The following is an 18871-nucleotide window of genomic DNA, read 5'->3' as shown; positions in this document are numbered from 1 at the left end:
TAGTTACTTCGAGATTCCCATCGCTGTTTTTATGGCGCTCAAAGAGAATAATCAGCAAATATGCTGGATTTTCTTGGGTTACTGAGGGTGGTTTCCCGGAGAAAGCTTGATTAGCCAGTTACTTTATATGCATATATATGCAGCATATGCAGCCATCCTGAACCGCAGCCGTGGTAAATCCCGACAATATCTCTGCTATGGGATGTTGTCCACCTAGTTGTCTAAGGATAAGTACCTATCAATGGCTTCAAGGTGTATCTAGCTATTGCCATGAAAGAACAAATTTTTTAGTAGTCATGTGAGCTTGTCTAAATCAAAGAAGCACGGTAATCTTTGCTAAGTCTCCCAACTAGATGTGATTTGGATCACACTTTAGCAGTGAGTCACATCATTGACTGGTAAAAAATAAATCAGGAACTGTTAAGCGCTCGTCAAACACCAGGAGGACTTTTTTGAAAGGAACACTTACTGATAAGGTCAATCATGTTCCGACCTGTGCAGCAGAGTCATCGGATTCGGCATCGAAACTACCTGCAAGTAATCATCCGGTCGGTGCAGCAATTCCCCTTGAGGTGAACCGTAAGGCTCGTACCTCAGCAGCCATGATTGGATTGGCGATTTCCATGGGGGCATCTGGCTTACTATTACCTCAACAGGGTGATGAAGCAATGGCATTCGAGCCAGTTGCTCCTGAGCCAAGTGGGACGAATCTACCAGCAGCCGAATTTAAAGTTACCGCTGTTTCAAGCCCCTCATTGCCAAACGCGGCTAAGCAGGGACAATGGAGTGTGGAATCAAAGCCAGCCTCACCCCCAGAATTTGCGATTCGGCAAAGCCGACCCTACGCGAACGCGAATTTTAACAAGCTCAAAACCGATGACACTCTCCCAGTAGCCAGGAAGTCTACCATTGTTGGTGAAGTTAAGGGTACTAATCTCAAAGCCTCATCTAACTCTAAGGGTGTAGAGCCAAAACAGTTGCTAGCATCTGCACCAGTCTCAAAATTGGGTAACCTGTCAAAGGATGCATCCCACGCTGTTTCCAACAAGACCAATAATCTTTTAAAAGCTAGACAAGACCTAGCCCTCAAGCGCCTGCAAAAACATCGAAACCGTCTGAGCAAAAGTCTGGTTCAGTTGAGGTCCGAGGAGTTTAACAAGTCTTATGAACTGGCATCAGGGACCCTTGGTTCTAGCCCACACACTTTACCCCCTGCAGTTCTAAAACCTGAGGCTTCAGTAACAGAAAAATCGCAGCCCATTGTTACTGTACCTACAACTCCGGCAGCACTCCCACAGCCAATGCCGAAAGTTGCTGTATCACCAGCCTTAACCCAATCAACTAGATCTGGGTCACTACCAGTGGTCATTCCAGTACCGACTCCAGAAACAACTGTCATATCAGCAGTCAAACCATCAGTTGTCAAGGTCAGTACTCCAAAAATTGCATCGGCTACAACCGAGGTAACTATAGACCAACTCAATGTCCCACAGCCAGTGGTGCTGGGAACTAGGTTGTCATCTACTGGCAACTCGTTTCACCAGGTCAAAGCTGGTGAAACCCTCGATTCTATTGCCCGTAGCTATGGTTTATCCCGCTCAGAGCTAGTCTTAGCCAATCAGCTAGATAATCCTCACCTAATTGAAATTAATCAACAGCTGAAAATTCCTCAATTTAGGAGATTCGATCACCAAAAGTCCTCTTTTACCTTGCTATCTAGCAATAGCCGGAAATCTAAATCTTGGAAGCCAGGAATAGCGCGACCATTGGATTTAGGAACTATCTCTGTTAAGACTTCTACTAGTAGAGATCAAATCACACCCGTATCTATACAGGAAAAACCTAAGGTAAAACCGTTAACTGAGACGATTCTGACTCAATCGACTTCAGACAGTGGTCTGTTAGCTCAGGCTAATTCCTCTATTGAAAATCAGCCCTTAGAGTCTATTAACTCTCAGCGCAACTCCTATGTTGAAAAATTAAGGGCTGATATTCTCAAGATGCGAGAAGAAATCCGGGAGAATCAAACCAGCCCAGAGGAAAACAAACCAATCAACCTAGGAGTTACTAATAACGAGGCAGTTGCTGATCCCTCAAATAAGGAGTCTAAATCTGTCGAGATCACTCCCCAGTTCAATCCCGAGAATAATCAAGGAACCGATACGAAAGAGTGGCAATTATTACCGCAACCACCGACAGCTCCACAGGCTCCTATTGCTATTCCGAGACCTCAGCCACCCCAGAAAACTCGACGCAGTTCTATTGCCATTCCTGTGCCTCCACCTGAGGTATCACAACAGAGAAGGATAGCTGTAGCTCCTGCCCCACCGGAACGATTTAACCCAATGATTCGTATACCGGTAGGAAAACCTGTTTCACCAGGAGTGCCACCTCTGTCTAAACCAGATATGTACTTGCCAGATAGCCCTACCCGCTTTAACGGATATATCTGGCCAAGTAATGGTGTGCTTACCTCAGGTTATGGTCGGCGTTGGGGACGGATGCACAAGGGCATTGATATTGCAGCTCCCATTGGGACACCGATTATAGCAGCAGCCCCTGGTGTTGTGGTCAGTGCTGGTTGGAATTCAGGTGGTTACGGTAAATTGGTGGAAATCAAGCATCCTGATGGAAGTCTGACCCTTTATGCCCACAACAGCCGAATTTTTGTGCGTCGTGGACAACAGGTTGGCCAAGGTCAACGAATTGCCGCTATGGGTAGCACAGGTTATAGCACTGGTCCTCACTTACACTTTGAGCTTCATCCCAGAGGTCGGGGAGCTGCCAATCCAATGGCCTTTTTGCCTAGAAGACGGTAATGGAGTGATTTCAAGGGAAGTCTCCCAATCAGGCAAAATTACTAGGTTGAAGGAGGAGACAGAGGAAAAGGGTAAGGTGAGTAAAAGCTAATCGAAAATGTTGCAGAGTCTACCAAAAACTCTTATTATTTGTTAGACTTAAATTAGGGTAACACCAACAGGGATTATTATGTAGCTTAAATTAAAGCCGAAAACCAAGGGTTTAATCGTTGCGCTTAGATCCCGGTGGAACTAACTTTTTTGACATTTTTATGGCGCTCCCGGGATATTCCGTCAGAGAAGCGCGGATATACCCCCTGGATGTGAAAGCATCTTGCATTGGCGGGCTAAGATCTACCTTGGTAGATTGTGGTAGCTAAAAAGTATCGGAACTTTCCTACTCTTCCTCACCTTCTCAAACAATAGCTATAATCACCCTTAGCCCCTTGAGCTAAAGGGAAAGTGGTTGTCTGAAGCAGGAATTACCTTTCCTATTGTTCTTCTACCTTTTCCGTGTAACCCTTTATCTGTTCCGTTCGATGGGTGCGCACGCAGTATGTCAACTCAACTTTTGCTCAGCGATGCAGCGCGGTCTTGGGGAGCCAGTGCGGTCTTGGGGGTTCCCCCGGAGACGAAACCTTAGACAGGCTCGCCTTTATGGTTGGTCGGCTATGCACAAAAGGGGTAAAACTTATTGATTAAGGCGAGCCTGTCTTACGGTAACTTCTAACCATGAGCAACTGGCGTGGTTTCCCCCATGAGCGACTGCATCAAGAAAGGAATAAAAATTATTATAGAAATTATTGGCATTGATATGCTATAGTAGATAAGGGTTAAAAAAAAGGCTCAGTAGCTCAGTGGTTAGAGCAAGGGACTCATAAGCCCGAGGTCGCAGGTTCAAATCCCGCCTGAGCCATACCTAATTAGATAGTCAACATAAGCTAGTCAGCTGGATTGATCAAGAGAACCCTGGTAGTGTTCTCGGATTTCGTTAATCGAAAACAGAGCTTTAAACATTAGCCCAGCTGACTGGTAAAGCTCGGCTCCACCTTGCAGCCGGTCAACCAGGGCTATTACCAGCTCTACCTGGTAACCAGCTTCCTTAAGGCGGTCTACGGCTTTCATGGCTGATTGCCCAGTAGTCACCACGTCTTCTAATACCACTACTTTGGCTCCTGTGGGCAAAGAAGGCCCTTCAATGTATGCCCTGGTTCCATGACCTTTTGGCTGTTTGCGGATAATTAGACCAGGGATAGGGCGGTTTTCTATGGCAGAAACAATGCTAACCGCACTGACGATCGGATCTGCCCCTAGAGTTAGGCCAGCAACAGCTTGAGTATCACCAGGTAGCATTGAGAATAGCAAACGTCCTATTGCCAATGCTCCTTGAGCATGAAGGGTAACCTGTTTACCATTGATGTAATAAGAGCTACGCTGCCCCGACGAAAGCACAAAATCACCCTCTTGGTAAGCCAGTTGACAAAACAAATCCAGCAGAAAAGGTCGCAGGAGAGGTAAATCGTTTGGGGTGGATAGAGCTTGAAATTGGTTGTTCATGAAACTTACTACTAGTAGCGGTTGATTTGGATGATTCGGTATTCTTTCGAGTCAGCGGTCAGCCGTCAGCCGAAGGCCTTGGCCTTTAGGCCACGCGGGGCGCGTTTGGCCACGCGTGCGCGTTCAGCCATCGGCTAAAAGCTCACGCTACTTGAGGTGCCGAAGGCCTTGGCCTTTAGGCCACGCGGGGCGCGTTTGGCCACGCGTGCGCGTTCAGCTTATTTTATTCAAAAATTGAGGGGTTTCTCCTTTGGAGACGCTACGGGAACGATGCCTCGAAAATCGACATACTATCTATCGGTTCTAACAGAAGATGTAAATCTGTTAGAATGCACGGATGTTGAACTTGACCTACAGCTACCGAATCTATCCAGGACTTGACCAGGAAGCTAAAATGCTCGGCTGGTTGGAGCAATGCCGTCGCGTATATAACTATGCTTTGGCAGAGCGTAAGGACTGGATCAATTCGCGTAAATGTTTGGTCAATGCTTGCAGCATCAGACAGGAATACATCATCCCTGCTGACACGCCATACCCTGACTACTACAAACAGCAGAACGCGCTGACCAAAGCGAAAAAGTTGATTCGAGAACTCAAGGCAGTTCACTCTCAAGTTTTGCATGAACTTGAAGCGACTGGATAAGTCGTTCAAGTTCATGCAACACAGAGGGTTTGGATTTCCTCGATTCAAAAAGTCGGGCCAGTATCGTTCGTTTGTGTTTCCGCAGTTCAAGTCGAATCCTGTCAACGGATTTGAGATCAAACTGCCGAAAATTGGAACCGTGCCGATCAACTTGCATCGACCTATTCCTGAAGGATTTGAGGTCAAGCAAGTTCGGGTCGTGTTGAAATCGTCGGGCTGGTACGCTCAACTGATTCTGCAAGCAGATGTTTGTGTTCCTCAACCAATGCCTGATGGTGATCCGATCGGGATTGATTTGGGACTAGAAAAGTTCTTGGCTGTATCGACAGGTGAACTGGTAGATTGCATGAACACATCCACAACGTTCGCCGAGAGTTCCACTTCCTGACGGCTCACAAACTTTGCGACATGGCTGGAATGATTTTTGCTGAGGACTTGAATCTCTTGATCACCAGTCGCGGCATGTTGGCAAAGCATTGTTTGGATGCGGCATGGGGTAGCTTCCTGGAAATTCTCAAGTGGGTTTGCTGGAGTGCGACTCGTTGAGCTAAAACCCACGCCAGTGGGGGGATAGCTCGAATAGCAATAGCTATTTAACTGTGTGTTACATGTAGGTTCAAATCCTACAACCTAGATGTCAGGTTACTCCATATTCCTAGGCTCCGAGACTGAATATCAACGGGTCGAGTGCAAGGAATAAAAGCGGTGTCAATTCTAAGTCATCCATGAGCCAAACCGCAAGGGAGACCGAAAGGATAAGACAACGAACTGGTGATTGACGCATCGTCAGCCCAAGATTCAGGACAAGATGACTCATGTCCCGTATCGAATTAGAGACCATGGGTGAACAAGTCTTTCCGCGCTGGTTCAGACATCCCCCGTCTAATAGACAGTCTCTCGGTGTATAGCCAGTATCCAACCCGGTCAGACAATGGACACACGGAACGAGGTAATCAAGATAATTGCTCCTGTAAAAAAGGTAGGTATTCAACCGCAAGGGTTATCTTGACGAGACGATATCAGAAGCCAATGCCCTGGGGAAAGCCCAGGGATATGCTGACGGATATCCCTGAGACAACAAGAGTAGAACACGAGTAGCAGTTATGTCCAATACACACGAACCCGTGATGGTGGAATCGAATAACTGGAACTCTCTCAACTGGAAAACCATTGAGAGAGCAGTGTTCAAGCTGCAAAAGCGTATCTACAAAGCCTCCCAAAATGGGGACAAAGCCAAAGTTAGAAAGCTACAAAAACTACTTGCCAAATCAAAATCAGCGAAACTGCTAGCCATAAGGAAAGTAACTCAAGATAACAGAGGTAAAAGAACCGCCGGAATTGATGGGAAGAAGAGTCTTGACCCATCTCAAAGGTTAGCGCTGGCCAGATACCTAGAGTTGGACGGTAAGGCCAATCCTGTAAGAAGGATAATGATTCCTAAACCCGGAAAGAAGGAAAAAAGACCTCTAGGAATCCCAAATATGGAAGACAGAGCGAAACAGGCATTAGCCAAAATAGCTCTAGAACCAGAGTGGGAAGCCAAATTTGAGACAAATTCTTACGGATTCAGACCTGGGAGAAGCACAAAGGACGCAATAGCGGCCATATACTCAGACATCAACAAACAGGATTATTACGTCCTAGATGCTGATATACAAAAGTGCTTTGACCGTATAGACCATCAAAAACTGTTGGACAAAGTGGATACATATCCACAAATGCGAAGACAGTTAAAGGCTTGGTTGAAAGCAGGAGCCGTTGGAAAAGATGGGTTCATCAACACACCAGCAGGTACACCTCAAGGAGGAGTAATCTCGCCATTATTGGCAAATATCGCATTGCACGGTATGACCCAATTAATGAAAGAGGAATTTCCCCTAAGGTATATCACTAAAGCGTTAGGAAAAAAGTACAACCTACCCAGTGGGAGAACTCTAAGAACTCCCATAGTCCACAGATATGCAGATGATTTCATTATCCTGCACCAAAGTAAAGAGGTTGTACTGGAAGCCAAAGAGGCAATTCAAGAATGGCTAAAAGAAATTGGACTGAACCTAAAGGAATCTAAAACCTCAATAGCACACACCCTAGGAAAGGAAGGGACTTTGACAGGTTTTGACTACCTTGGGTTCAACATCCGACAATATGAGGTCAATGAGGTTAATAGCCGGAAGGATAGGACGGGTAAGAAATTAGGGTATAAAACACTAATCAAACCCAGTAAGGAATCCATAAATAGGCATATGGATGACCTGAAAATAACTATCAGAAAGCACAGAAACTCTGACCAAGCCACATTAATAGGAGACCTAAACGCTAAAATAACTGGATGGGCAAACCAATACAACTCAGTGGTTAGCTCCAGAATATTTGGACAAATTGACTATAAGCTATTCCACAAACTAGAAAGATGGGCTAAATATAGGTCTCCAAACATTGGAGCCAAAGAAGCCATGTCCAACTATTGGTGGATAGACAAAGGGGAAGGATGGACATTCAAAACCCCTGATGGAACAGCTACCTTGGTGAAACATAAAGACACCAAAATAAAAAGGGTAGTTAGACTAATAGGTCACAAATCCATATATGACGGAGACTGGCTATATTGGGCTGAAAGGCTTGCCAAATACCATGGGGTAAAACCCACAGTAAATAAACTGCTGAAAAAGCAGAAGGGAAGATGCGGTCTGTGCAATCAAAGGTTTAAGGCCGATGATATTTTTGAAGTAGACCACATCATCCCCCAAAGAGCAGGCGGTAGTAATAAGCTAGACAACAAACAGCTAGTCCATGCTCACTGTCACCATACCAAAACTCGGGAACACAGAACAATATATCCCCACTTTGGAGAGCAATAACAATGTTGCCAGGAGGAGCCGGATGATTGGGAACAGTCATGTCCGCTTCTGGAGGAGAGTTCTAGGGGGGAACCCCTAGTTCGACTCTAATAGCGAGGTGTTTTCTTTGCCAAGGTTGACCCTAATCGCACCAGCCAGATCTGCCCTCAATGTGGAGCGCATACTGGTAAAAAGGAACTGAGTGAACGAGTGCATCATTGCCCTGAATGTGGATATATAACTGACCGAGATGTCGCTGGCGCTCAGGTGGTGGAACAACGAGGTCTTGTAGCCGTTGGACAGACGGTGATACTGCCTGTGGAGGATGGTTGCCTGGGAACCCCGATCAAGCAGGAAACCTCAAGAGCGATCTTGGGAAGCCCGCGCTCTACCCGCTTCGGGTGAGCGTCGGGAGGATGTCACTATCGGATACTATTGAGGAAAACTACGGGTGATTGCGATGCAAATGCGTTGGGAAAAGCTGTTTAGCGTTGTAGTTATAGCAGCCACTGCTAGTCTAGGAGCAGGTGTTGCCATAGCAGAAACTAATTCGGAGGACTTGGAGCTAATTCCTCTAGTAACCTTACCTGAAGCTTTTGAAAACGCTTTTTTTAATGACTCTGGGGACTTTTTCGAAAACAGGAGCATCAAGAGTCAAATCGATACAATTTTTGGTTCTGGATGGCCACCTGCGTTTCCAGAACTGGCACTTGAGCGGGATGCTGAGCGTGTCAGAAATCTTTATCGGGATGTACTAGAGCAGCAAGTTTCCAGTGGCCCTGTTATTCGTACTCTGGATTTACCCAACCCCTACAATACTTCCCTACGGTTGCTAGAGCAATCGAGTGATATACCAATCCAAGTGGAAAACCAAGAATTTTTCTTGGCACCGCAGCCGATACCACAGCTGCGTAGATGAGTATGGGCAAGATCAGTACGGGCAAGATCAGCATGGGGTGATAGTAGTAGCTGACCGCAAGTGTTCAATCCAGGGTGCAGGAGTTGAACCTGCCTAGGGCAAATTATGAGTTTGCTGCCTCAACCGCTCGGCCAACCCTGGGTTATTCCTTTCTATTATGGTAGCCTGAATCAGGTTATTGCAACACTACTAACTAGAAATTCCCGATTTATCCGATAATTCACAGAACATAAGATAATCTAGCTGTATAGCAGGACTATAATACAGCACGGAACCAGCGGTAATTCGGAATAACGTTAATCACCCTATGAAATTCAACACAACTGTAGCGCTAACCATAGTTCTACTGACAATGATGTTAGGTGCAGGTGTCGTGAGTGCCTTTTGGGGATTCTCTCTCGGTCACGAAGCCCTCAAAGGAGTTACTCAACCGGATACTAACCCTAAGAAAAAGTTGACAGGAAATAAGGGCTCTTCTTCTGGGAAAGAAGGGGTCTTGATTGTGAGCGAGAAGGATATCTTGGTTAACGTTCACGCCCACATACACAATAAGGGTAAAAATCCTCCGGCTAAGAAAAACAGCCGGACAACTAAGCAAATTAGTTGGTCTAAGCCCGCTCAGAATGAGTCGTCCTCTGGTGTATTGACTAAAGAGGCATCCTTGACTCGGAAAAACCCTAAGCTAAATTTACCGGTTAAAAGTCAGGATAAGGGAGTCACCCTAGCGGTAAATTCTGCCAGTGTGCAGGAGGGTTCTTTAATGTTGGATGTCAGCTTGAAGAATCAGAGTTCTAATCCAGTCAGGTTTCTGTACAGCTTTTTGAATGTTACCGATGATCGCGGTCGTGCCCTAAGCGCAATTACGGAAGGCTTGCCAGGAGAATTACCGGCTAATGGCAAGGAATTTTCTGGAACAGTTAGCATACCGACAGCTTTACTAGAGAACTCCGAGAAGCTTTCCCTGACACTGACCGATTATCCGGATCAAAAACTACAGTTGAAAATGTCTCAGATTCCTGTAGTTAGATAAGGAAGCAGGTCGAGGGAATGCTTATTAAGGATAAAACGTTAAAGTTATGGTAAAAGCATATGTTCATAGGAAACAACGCGCGCCAGTTTCGCCAGCCAGTTTCACCAGCCAGTCTCGCCAGCAAGTTTAAATTCCCTTGACTGGCACTCCTGAACTAGCTCAAGGAAATGCTAGTGATACTAATGAAAACCCCATAATACAACTGATAAGTTTTTGATGGTAAGCGATAACTCGATACCAAGCTGCCCTAGGTCTAGGAAGATACATCACAAGGCAACCGTAACCAGCAAAAAATGAAAATTATTTGCTTTTACCTTTCACCTTTTCTATGGTTGCCAACCTGATGGTTCTTCTAAAAGTGGATGCTTCTATTAGCCTCTCTGAGCGGGAGGTTTTGCTGGGATTGTTATCAGTGCTACTGCTGATAGCGATCAATGCTTTTTTTGTTACGGCTGAGTTTTCTATGGTGGCTGTGCGGCGATCGCGGATTAGCCAATTAGTAGATGCGGGTGACGTGCAAGCAAAGACGGTTCAGGCTTTGCAACAGAGCATCGACCGATTACTATCTACAACTCAGTTAGGGATTACCCTCTCGAGCCTTGCTCTGGGATGGATTGGGGAGACTACCATGGCAACTTTGGTAGCAGCTGGGATAGCCAAGCTACCACTACCGCCAGCTCTAACTCCAGTTATTACCCATTCCCTAGCAATCCTGGTGGCATTTTTCATGATTGCGTATCTACAAATTGTTTTGGGGGAACTTTGCCCCAAATCCCTAGCTTTACTGTACTCAGAACAACTAGCACGGTTTCTAGGGCCACCGAGTCTGGTAATTGCCAGGTTTTTCAATCCTTTTATCCAGATTTTGAATCAATCTACCCGCTGGCTGCTGAGGCTGGTGGGTGTTCAATATTCTGGTCAAGGTTGGTATAGCCGTGTAACACCGGAAGAGTTGCAGCTGATTATTACCACTGAACGGGAGTCTATCGGACTGGAAGCAGAAGAGAGAAAGCTACTGAAAAATGTGTTTGAGTTTGGCGAGGTAACAGCCGCAGAGGTAATGGTTCCCCGCACCAGTCTTGTGGCTATTTCCCATGCAGCAACCTTCGATATCTTGTTAGAGGAAGTTGCTAAGACTAGTCACTCTCGCTATCCTGTGATTGGGGCATCCCTAGATGACATTCGTGGCATTATCGACTTCAAACAATTGGCTAAACCTTTATCTAAAGGGAAGCTAGGACTTCAGACACCGATTAAATCTTGGATTTGTCCAGCTAAGTTTGTCCCAGAAACTACCCCATTGAGTGAATTACTGCCGACGATGCAGCGATCGCATTTGGCAATGGTGATGGTGGTGGATGAGTTTGGAGGTACTGCTGGATTAGTCACCCTCAAGGATTTAATTGCTGAAATTATTGGTGATGAACCTGAATCTGACCTAACCGAGGAGTTGAGTGTACAAATTCTGGACGAGTATACCTTCCTAGTGCAAGCTCAGATGAATATGGAAGAAGTCAACGAACTTTTGGATTTAAACCTACCTGTAATTGATGACTATCACACTTTGGGAGGTTTTTTGCTCGACAAGTTTCAGAAAATTCCTGAACCCGGTGAAACCTTAAATTATGACAATCTAGAATTGACCGTTGTGTCTGCTTCTGGAGCGCGCCTAAACCAAATTCGCATACGCCGCCAGCAGCCACAAGGCAAGAAGTCTGTACATGTTTCCGATTCTGAACAAATGCCGATAATTCCCAGCAAGGATGATGTTTCCTTTGACAATGGAGGGCTATAGTTTTGCTCAACTTTAGTTGATTAGTGCTGGAAAAACCAATAGAAAAGAATGGCGCGAGGAGATCAAATTTACGTATTCCAAAAGTTTCTTAACTTTGAAGGGGTTTACCAACATCATGGTATTGACTGTGGAGACGGTAGTGTTATCCACTACCGCAAAAATACTGAAACAATTGAACGTACTTCTATGGCTACCTTTGCTCTAGGTGAAACAAAAATTTATGTCAAGCAGTACTCAGTTTGTTTAATTCCAGAGGTCGTGATTCGTCGGGCAGAAAGTCGATTAGGGGAAAGGCAATATAACCTAATTTTTAATAACTGTGAACACTTGGCTAATTGGTGCAAGACTGGCAAAAGTGAGAGCCAGCAAGTCAAGGATTTTATTCCGATAATTAGTAAGACGAATATCGAGGGTTTGTACGAAGCTATAAAACAAGCACTTCAGGGAGCAAAGCAAGACGATACAACTCAGTTACTTAATCAAGCATTATCTGATCTCAGGGTGGTTTGGGATGAGATTCAACCTAAGTATAAACAGGAACTTAAAGAAATCAATGTCTGGCAGGAAGTGGCAATTCAAGCTCTTAAAAACAATAGAGAAGACTTAGCCCGTGCGGCTTTGATCCGGAAGCGGAACTATGAGAAAAGCGCGACGGACAAGAAAGCTCAACTAGACCAGTTAGCGAAGATGACAGAAACCTTGATTCGCAACCGTATGAACTGGCAACAAACTTAGTGGGTTGCTCAAGTCATTAGAAAACGACTTTGAGCGATTAGCTATCAGCAACCATAACTTATCGAGTCGATTTAATTTTATTACCCCTACTCCCTACTCCCTACTCCCTACTCCCTAAAATCTAGGACGAGGTACTTCCAGGAATTCAGAACTGCTATATATTCTTAGTATAGTTGTAAAGATCCAAAAAACTGAATGGAACGTGGTTTACTATGGTTACCTCTGCTAGCAGCATTTTGCTGGCTTGCCTGGTCAGGTTGGAACGAATACCAAAAGATTGAAGCTTATCGCCGTTGGGCTGAACAGTTTGAACGGGCAAAGTATGATATCTATGCGGTGCTTGGTCAGAAAGGCAGTGACCTGACTTGGGGTAAACCCACTAGAAATGAACCAGTAAATCTAGAAACCTTTTCCCTCAAAGAGGTTCAATCAATCAACTTGCTGGTTGATAATCAAGTGGTTGACTTAGAGCAACCACCGCAGAAAGGTCGTGCGATCGCATTAGAATTTCAGTTTCTCAAACCCATAGATCCAGTCAAAGTTCCCTTTACAGAAATTCCTTTGGCAGTGGAGTGGGGAAAATATATCCAGTCATTAATCTCCAGTCATTAACTATAGCGCTGGGTGAAGGGAATAGGCAATAGGGAACTTCGGATCTCCAAATTGGCTAGCACCATCTACTAATAATCCCAGGTTACCCTTACGAGTTAGACCTGGGGCTTCTCCTGAGTTAAGCTAAAAAATCCACTAATTGCTCTAACTTCAACCAAGGGGCACCGCTAGCCATAACATCCTTTGCCAGAGCAATCCCTGCTGTATGGTCTTCGAGAGGTATAACACCGGCGACTTGAAGGGCTAATGAGGCATTTAACGCCACCACATCCTGCTGGGCTGGTGTTCCTTTACCTTGCAAAACATTCCGTAAAATTGCCCCATTTTCCGCTACATCACCGCCTCGTAGGGACTCAGTAGGGGCAGGAGTTAGACCGAGATGTTCTGGATTCAGACTCAAAAGTCGCACCTCACCCCCCGATAGCAGTGCCAAGTCAGTTTCATCCGCTAATCCCGCCTCATCTAATTTTTCCCTGCCATGGAGAACTATTGCGTTGGGAGTACCCATTAAACACAACGATTGCGCTAAAGTCTCTACAAAGTTGGGAGCATAAACACCGATTACCTGACCGGTAGGACGCAGGGGATTGACTAATGGTCCTAACAAGTTAAACACTGTCCGTACTTTGAGGGTTTGCCGTAATGGTGCCACTGCTTTCATAGCTGGATGCCAACCCCGAGCAAACAGAAAGGTTACCCCTACCTCATCTAGGGCTGCCTGAATTTTGTCCGGTGCTGCTGATAAATTTACTCCTAAGGCTTCGAGCACATCAGCTGAACCTACCTTACTAGAGGCAGAACGATTACCATGCTTAGCCACCAGCACTCCAGCTGCCGCCACTACAAAGGCTACTGCGGTAGAGATATTAAAGGTAGACGCGCCATCCCCACCGGTACCACAGGTATCAATGACGGGTTGGTTGTGTTCAATGGTTGTCTTCTGCAACGATTGGGATTGTAGCACCTGAGCCATCCCTGCCAATTCGGTAGCGGATACTCCTTTACCCTGGATAGCTGCTAAAAGTGCCCCAGATAAGACGGTCGGAATTTCTTCATTCAACCATCCCTGCATCAGTTGTGATGCCTGGTCACTGGATAACGATTGCCCATCCAACAACTGTTGCAACAAACTGGGCCAGTTAGAAGAGGTTTGAACCATTATTTATAGAAGCTGAGTATTTGATCTAGAAATGCGATCGCAATAACTATTCAATCACTATTTCCGATCAATCTCTAAGTGACATACTCCCACACTCAACTCAAAGAGTCAGTGTGGGCTTCTTACCAACTCCACCCAACGGTTCGGATACTCGGTAAGCTTTATTAACGACACGGGATGCCCCTCCGCGCCGGAACAATACAATAAGTTGTATTTTTGATTAGTAGGTGGCGGTTAGCTCTTAATTTGTCTTCCCTACTATTTTTAGTATAACGTTTTTCAGGCTGTTTATCAGAGTTAATGCTCCGCTCTTTAGCCCCACACTCAACTCAAAGAGTCAGTGTGGGGCTAAAGAGCGGAGGAAGCTAACAACGCTACAGCATAAGCGGCAATTCCCTCCTCACGTCCCACCGGACCCAACTTTTCATTAGTGGTTGCCTTAATGCCAATTTGGTCAGGCTTCAGGTCTAGGACTACACTTAAGCGATCGCGCATGGTCTTAATATGAGGCTTAAGCTTAGGACGCTCCGCCACCACCACCGAATCAATATTGCCAATCTCCCAGCCATGGGATTGGATCAACTGATTCACCTGACTCAACAATACCAAACTATCCGCACCCGCCCATTTTTCGTCAGTTGGGGGGAAATAATGACCAATATCGCCCAAACTCAAGGCTCCCAGCATGGCGTCCATGATGGCGTGAGTCAGGACATCGGCATCACTGTGACCGAGTAATCCCAATTCATGAGGAATGTCTACACCTCCGATAATCAGACGGCGACCTTTGCCCAATTGATGGATATCGTAACCGTTGCCAATCCGAATAGTCATTTTTACTACTGAATCCCACGTTAACAGAGCAAGCGATTGAATTTTACCTGAAATTAGTGAGAATATACTGAGATTTTTGGTCTGGTTTACCTATATCTTTTTGTACTCTTAATATTAAGTTTTATTTCGATATCGAAAATTACTGGAACCTACAGTGTATTTACGGATATCTAGAGAACAAATATCCCAAATATATTACGAGGTTCAACAATGAAAAAAATCGGTTCTACTACTCTACTCATGTTCGCTACACTCTCGGGACTTCTGTTGTTTCCTTCTGAAGTGAAAGCGGATGAGCTCAGATACTGTTACAGTGTCCCTCGTTACTACGTTGAGCAGGATGCAGCTAACCATCGTGAAGCTTACGATGATGGTTATCAGGAGGGGCGACGTGATGCCAGGAGGGGTATAGCTTATGAAGAGCGCACCGCAGGGGGCGAGTTTGGCCGTGGCTATCGTCATGGATATTACGGTCGCCGCTACAGAGGTCAACGGCGTCGGGTTCCAGACCGCCGTAAGTACTACAACACCAGGGAGTGTCGTACCTACAACTATAACGAGAAGGAGAATATGAAAGATGTTTTGGGCAGGATTTTGCAGCAATTTGAAAGGGATCTGCGTTGGGATATGAACTGGAACAACAATCCTCAACGGTACGAGGAAAGCTACGAGGAGCGAAGCCGAGACAGAAACTCTCAAATATATCGATATCCAAGATAGTTGTGGCTCTCTAGCATATGACTATGGTGCTGCTACTACCTTATGAAAGCTTTGGGGAGTTGGTAGTGGTACACAATTGGTGATTTTAGCTTCCGTTACCTTTACCAGACCGTAGCCAAACCACTAGATCTTTCGCACTACCGCTTAGTTTAATGGCCGCAAACGTTAATTATAGGGGTCACCCTCAGGCAAACAGAGGGAAATACGCTTCTGCTTGATGCGCTCTTCTTCCAGACAGAGGTCTTCAATTTCCTTAACAACTTCTTCGGAGATGTCGATGGCTTTAGCCATCTTGCGGATGGTTGCCTTTTCCCCTTCCGCATATTCTGCATCCGAAGCAGCCGCCTTGATGGCAATGTAAATTATTGCTCTACGACCCTTGCTGGTGACTGGGGTACTGGTCACGACTTCCGAGATGTCTTGGTTGGCGGGATAGGTTTCTAGCTCCTTCAATAAGGATTCTGATGCTCCAGCGGTTGCTCCCCGTCCAATCACCCACTTTCTCTCCGCTTCTGAGAGTTCTCCATCGCCATTTGCAGCAATAAGAAGGGACTTTAGCATGGTCTCGAGCTGTATAGAGTTGGATAGCTCTTCGACTTGAGCCATTTTATCGAGATCCCAGCCCCAAATTTCCTTCAAATACCACTTGGCTATGGTTGCCCGTATCGGATCCATATCTGTTGTAGCTGTTGTCATTTTATTCTCCTGAATTTTCGTTTAAAGACTTAACAGATTCTAGATATCTAGAATCTGTCTTTACTTTCTGTCTACCTACACTTAGGGGGTAGAACAGTTGCTAAGTTTAGCAGACTTAGGACTTAGTAAGTTTAGGGGGTTTTACCCCCTCTCCACCCAAATCTGGGGGGTAATTCTCAGAAATTACCCCTAGTTTCTGGGATTTAGGGGGCAATGGTGAAGTCCTGAGAATTTAAGTAAATTGGGCTCAGGTTTTAAAATCTAATAAAAAAATTATTTTGTCAAGGATTAATTTATAAATATTTACAAACCTCTCATTTTTGGGCTATTTTTAGTTTAAACATTGTAGTCAATTATTGATATGCCAGGATAATTTTCGAGGGTATTGTGTGTTCGAGTTGGCGTACGGCAAGGGTTCCGGCGACAGAGCCAAAGCACAATTTAATTAGCATTTCATTAGCGATCGCCAACGGTCAAAAATATCAAACCCTAGAGCAGCCAAGTAATTTGAGGGATAGTAACAATTTTTTACGAGCAGCTTGACAAATTGCACCTAACCTGAAATTGTTTCAAAGGAATTAGCTTCAGTTGCAAAGTCACCCATTAGACTCCAACTGATTGGAAATACTAAACTCCCCAAAGATGACAGCCTTTACGATTAGTATCTTTACATCCCCTGTTGCTCAAAAAATATAGTTTTTTCATTGTGTTTACAGGCTTGTAAGTGCTGTTTGATAATTCTATATTGAATACTATTTCTGTTTACAATCTCTAGATTAGTATTCTAGATTAATAGAACTATCATTCGTGAATTAATTGCGCTTTGACTAATTTCAGTAAATTGCGATTGGCCGTAGGCCACGCTACGCGATCGCTAAAAATCGGCAATAACTACTTTTAGGCTAACTTTAATACACAACTGCGGAGAAGTCTACTCCTGAGACGTTTTCTCAGCAGAACGTGGTTTAAGCAGAAAGATTTCTATTCCATCAATTGGTTTCTCTCGGGTTTCAATCTGAAATTGCTCTTTAACAATAGACCGAAATAACTTCGACGACTTGACGTAAACTAGCCATAAACGAGATTTGGTTGGGGGCAAACTGCTAACCCAACCTTCTATCGCTTGCTGATCGTTTTTTCTAACCGATGGCGGGAGTACATCCTTAATCTCAATAGTCGTAGAGCCATGATAGTAATGATTCAATGCCACAGGTATTCTCTGACCAATGGACCAAACAATCACATCACCCGGTTCTTCTTTGGTCGCAATGGTTTCCACTAAACCACGCCAATTTTCTCGATCCAGCACAGTATAGTAACGTTTTAGCCCACCACCAACAGCAATGGCATAGATCAGCGCTATCACCAAGGCACCAATACGCCATCGACGCCAAATGCCGATCCCAGCGGCTGCTAACAGAATAAATAGGTATGGAGCTGCTAACAGTAGGTAACGATTAACCCAAAGAGAACGAGAGACTTGGGACACTGAAAAGAACAGAACTAAGGGTAAAAACGCCCAAGCCGCAATCCAACCAAGCTTAGCTGAGCGTGGTTTGTTGAATAGCACAACACCCAGCAAGCAGGTCAACATGACAGAGTAGGCATTGTAAAACCAGTAGATCGCATTAGAATTGGCTCGACCAAAGGGCCAAGCTGTAAAGCGACCTGGCTGCATGATCACATCAACTACACCAGGACTAGTGCGTCCACCGAGATCAGGAACTGATGTACCGGGTACTTTTACACCTCCCATAAATTTGGCGCTCTTAGTTACTAGGGGAAACACCCATGGCAGCCATAAAATACCAATCAGTAACAGTCCGACCCCGAAACGGAACAAAACACGTGGTTGATTGCGATACTTCCAGCCAAACACAACTATGTCTGGGAGCAGCAGCGCCACGTTAATGGGTGTGGTGATAATTGCCAAGAATCGCAGAGCAGCCCATCCCAATAGTAAGGGAGTAGTTGGACGTTCTAGGGCGTGGGTTAAGATCAGTGTGCCAGCAACACCAAAGAATGTACTCGGTGCGTACATCCGGACTTCTTGGGCATGATGGATAAACAGGGGTGAGAGGGCAACAATTAGGGCAGCAATTAAGCCAGTGGACTCTCCGATTAAGCGCCGACCAAGCCGATAGGTAATAAAGACAGTACCAATACTAAACACAAGGCACAATCCCCGCAGCCAAGTATCACTACTGCTAAGTATCATCCAGACCCGTAAAAAGATGTGATATAGGGGGCGTGTACTATTAAAGACTTGGTCTAGGTGCTTGGCACGATGAATACTAATAAGTTCATCAACCCATAGGCTTTCTGTACCAAGTTGATAGAGGTACAATCCAGTGGCTAATAGTAAGATTAAGGTAATGGGCATCCATGGTCGGAACCAATTTCCTTGCTCTAGGAGCGCTGCTGTTTTGTGGTTGTTGGCATTCATGCTACCTAAATAATCAGGGTGCATCTCATATTTGTAAAAAAGTTGGATAGGGTGCGTTAGGGGGGCCTCATTTTCCGCCTCTAGCCCTTG

The 18871-nt window shown here is 45.2% G+C and carries 16 protein-coding genes, 2 tRNA genes and 1 pseudogene; 13 read left to right on the top strand and 6 right to left on the bottom strand.

All coding sequences use genetic code 11. The annotated features are described in order from the left end of the window. The first annotated feature begins 452 nt into the window (after positions 1-452). Positions 453-2819 carry a LysM peptidoglycan-binding domain-containing M23 family metallopeptidase gene (locus BJP34_RS09155; protein WP_070392082.1) on the top strand — a complete coding sequence of 789 codons (2367 nt, stop codon included), beginning with the start codon at positions 453-455 and terminating at the stop codon, positions 2817-2819. Between the two features lie 822 nt (positions 2820-3641). Beyond that, positions 3642-3714, top strand: a tRNA-Met gene (locus BJP34_RS09150). A gap of 29 nt (positions 3715-3743) precedes the next feature. Here BJP34_RS09150 and pyrE read toward each other — a convergent pair. After that, entirely contained in the window at positions 3744-4355 is a 612-nt protein-coding gene (gene pyrE, locus BJP34_RS09145; RefSeq protein WP_070392081.1) for an orotate phosphoribosyltransferase, read from the bottom strand. A 346-nt stretch (positions 4356-4701) separates the two neighbouring features. On the opposite strand from pyrE, the gene BJP34_RS47230 reads away from it, so the two are divergent. The 6 genes and pseudogenes from BJP34_RS47230 (at position 4702) to BJP34_RS09125 (ending at position 8754) form a co-directional block, all read left to right on the top strand. Beyond that, positions 4702-4998, top strand: a complete 297-nt coding sequence (locus BJP34_RS47230) for a helix-turn-helix domain-containing protein (protein WP_229424301.1) — start codon at positions 4702-4704, stop codon at positions 4996-4998. Between the two features lie 139 nt (positions 4999-5137). Then, positions 5138-5386, top strand: coding sequence for a hypothetical protein (locus tag BJP34_RS47225; protein ID WP_229424300.1), 249 nt, complete (start codon positions 5138-5140; stop codon positions 5384-5386). After that, positions 5341-5544 carry a hypothetical protein gene (locus BJP34_RS47220; RefSeq protein ID WP_229424299.1) on the top strand — a complete coding sequence of 68 codons (204 nt, stop codon included), beginning with the start codon at positions 5341-5343 and terminating at the stop codon, positions 5542-5544. The genes BJP34_RS47225 and BJP34_RS47220 overlap by 46 nt, the downstream gene beginning before the upstream one ends. Positions 5545-6101: 557 nt before the next feature. Next, entirely contained in the window at positions 6102-7856 is a 1755-nt protein-coding gene (gene ltrA, locus BJP34_RS09130; protein WP_070392078.1) for a group II intron reverse transcriptase/maturase, read from the top strand. 93 nt (positions 7857-7949) lie between these two features. Further along, a pseudogene (locus tag BJP34_RS36395) lies at positions 7950-8240 on the top strand (zinc ribbon domain-containing protein); the annotation flags it as partial. A gap of 55 nt (positions 8241-8295) precedes the next feature. Continuing rightward, the gene (locus BJP34_RS09125) at positions 8296-8754 is read left to right on the top strand and encodes a hypothetical protein (protein WP_070392077.1); all 459 of its coding nucleotides are present in this window, start codon (positions 8296-8298) and stop codon (positions 8752-8754) included. 68 nt (positions 8755-8822) lie between these two features. Here BJP34_RS09125 and BJP34_RS09120 read toward each other — a convergent pair. Next, positions 8823-8895 (bottom strand) — tRNA-Ile (locus tag BJP34_RS09120). A 166-nt stretch (positions 8896-9061) separates the two neighbouring features. On the opposite strand from BJP34_RS09120, the gene BJP34_RS09115 reads away from it, so the two are divergent. From BJP34_RS09115 to BJP34_RS09100, 4 genes are all read left to right on the top strand, one after another. Continuing rightward, on the top strand, positions 9062-9784 hold the full coding sequence (locus BJP34_RS09115) for a hypothetical protein (RefSeq protein ID WP_070392076.1): 723 nt from the start codon (positions 9062-9064) through the stop codon (positions 9782-9784). Between the two features lie 343 nt (positions 9785-10127). Further along, on the top strand, positions 10128-11579 hold the full coding sequence (locus BJP34_RS09110; RefSeq protein WP_229424298.1) for a hemolysin family protein: 1452 nt from the start codon (positions 10128-10130) through the stop codon (positions 11577-11579). A 48-nt stretch (positions 11580-11627) separates the two neighbouring features. After that, the gene (locus BJP34_RS09105; RefSeq protein WP_070392075.1) at positions 11628-12314 is read left to right on the top strand and encodes a lecithin retinol acyltransferase family protein; all 687 of its coding nucleotides are present in this window, start codon (positions 11628-11630) and stop codon (positions 12312-12314) included. 195 nt (positions 12315-12509) lie between these two features. Continuing rightward, positions 12510-12926, top strand: coding sequence for a hypothetical protein (locus BJP34_RS09100; RefSeq protein ID WP_070392074.1), 417 nt, complete (start codon positions 12510-12512; stop codon positions 12924-12926). Between the two features lie 118 nt (positions 12927-13044). Here BJP34_RS09100 and trpD read toward each other — a convergent pair whose 3' ends face one another. Next, the gene (trpD, locus tag BJP34_RS09095) at positions 13045-14085 is read right to left on the bottom strand and encodes an anthranilate phosphoribosyltransferase (protein WP_070392073.1); all 1041 of its coding nucleotides are present in this window, start codon (positions 14083-14085) and stop codon (positions 13045-13047) included. Between the two features lie 348 nt (positions 14086-14433). Then, a complete protein-coding gene (gene ispF, locus BJP34_RS09090; RefSeq protein ID WP_070392072.1) occupies positions 14434-14919 on the bottom strand; it encodes a 2-C-methyl-D-erythritol 2,4-cyclodiphosphate synthase in 486 nt (161 codons plus the stop codon). A gap of 210 nt (positions 14920-15129) precedes the next feature. On the opposite strand from ispF, the gene BJP34_RS09085 reads away from it, so the two are divergent. Continuing rightward, entirely contained in the window at positions 15130-15639 is a 510-nt protein-coding gene (locus tag BJP34_RS09085; protein ID WP_070392071.1) for a hypothetical protein, read from the top strand. Positions 15640-15804: 165 nt separating this feature from the next. Here BJP34_RS09085 and BJP34_RS09080 read toward each other — a convergent pair whose 3' ends face one another. Together BJP34_RS09080 and BJP34_RS09075 are read right to left on the bottom strand one after the other, a co-directional pair. Next, positions 15805-16335, bottom strand: coding sequence for a DUF533 domain-containing protein (locus BJP34_RS09080; RefSeq protein WP_070392070.1), 531 nt, complete (start codon positions 16333-16335; stop codon positions 15805-15807). Positions 16336-17266: 931 nt separating this feature from the next. Further along, positions 17267-18805: a glycosyltransferase family 39 protein gene (locus BJP34_RS09075; RefSeq protein WP_158517101.1), complete on the bottom strand. Its 1539-nt coding sequence runs from the start codon at positions 18803-18805 to the stop codon at positions 17267-17269. Between the last annotated feature and the right edge of the window lie 66 nt (positions 18806-18871).

Source organism: Moorena producens PAL-8-15-08-1, from assembly GCF_001767235.1.
GTDB classification, from domain to species: Bacteria; Cyanobacteriota; Cyanobacteriia; order Cyanobacteriales; family Coleofasciculaceae; genus Moorena; species Moorena producens_A.
The sequence above is the reverse complement of the archived record's forward strand: the minus strand, read 5'-3'. Positions and strand labels throughout refer to the sequence as shown.

What these genes read in the sequence shown, in the direction of transcription:
- pyrE (WP_070392081.1), bottom strand. Translation starts at nt 4,355, where the DNA reads ATGAACAACCAATTTCAAGCTCTATCCACCCCAAACGATTTACCTCTC.
- ltrA (WP_070392078.1), top strand. Translation starts at nt 6,102, where the DNA reads ATGTCCAATACACACGAACCCGTGATGGTGGAATCGAATAACTGGAAC.
- BJP34_RS09125 (WP_070392077.1), top strand. Translation starts at nt 8,296, where the DNA reads ATGCAAATGCGTTGGGAAAAGCTGTTTAGCGTTGTAGTTATAGCAGCC.
- BJP34_RS09115 (WP_070392076.1), top strand. Translation starts at nt 9,062, where the DNA reads ATGAAATTCAACACAACTGTAGCGCTAACCATAGTTCTACTGACAATG.
- BJP34_RS09110 (WP_229424298.1), top strand. Translation starts at nt 10,128, where the DNA reads ATGGTTCTTCTAAAAGTGGATGCTTCTATTAGCCTCTCTGAGCGGGAG.
- BJP34_RS09105 (WP_070392075.1), top strand. Translation starts at nt 11,628, where the DNA reads ATGGCGCGAGGAGATCAAATTTACGTATTCCAAAAGTTTCTTAACTTT.
- BJP34_RS09100 (WP_070392074.1), top strand. Translation starts at nt 12,510, where the DNA reads ATGGAACGTGGTTTACTATGGTTACCTCTGCTAGCAGCATTTTGCTGG.
- trpD (WP_070392073.1), bottom strand. Translation starts at nt 14,085, where the DNA reads ATGGTTCAAACCTCTTCTAACTGGCCCAGTTTGTTGCAACAGTTGTTG.
- ispF (WP_070392072.1), bottom strand. Translation starts at nt 14,919, where the DNA reads ATGACTATTCGGATTGGCAACGGTTACGATATCCATCAATTGGGCAAA.
- BJP34_RS09085 (WP_070392071.1), top strand. Translation starts at nt 15,130, where the DNA reads ATGAAAAAAATCGGTTCTACTACTCTACTCATGTTCGCTACACTCTCG.
- BJP34_RS09080 (WP_070392070.1), bottom strand. Translation starts at nt 16,335, where the DNA reads ATGACAACAGCTACAACAGATATGGATCCGATACGGGCAACCATAGCC.
- BJP34_RS09075 (WP_158517101.1), bottom strand. Translation starts at nt 18,805, where the DNA reads ATGCACCCTGATTATTTAGGTAGCATGAATGCCAACAACCACAAAACA.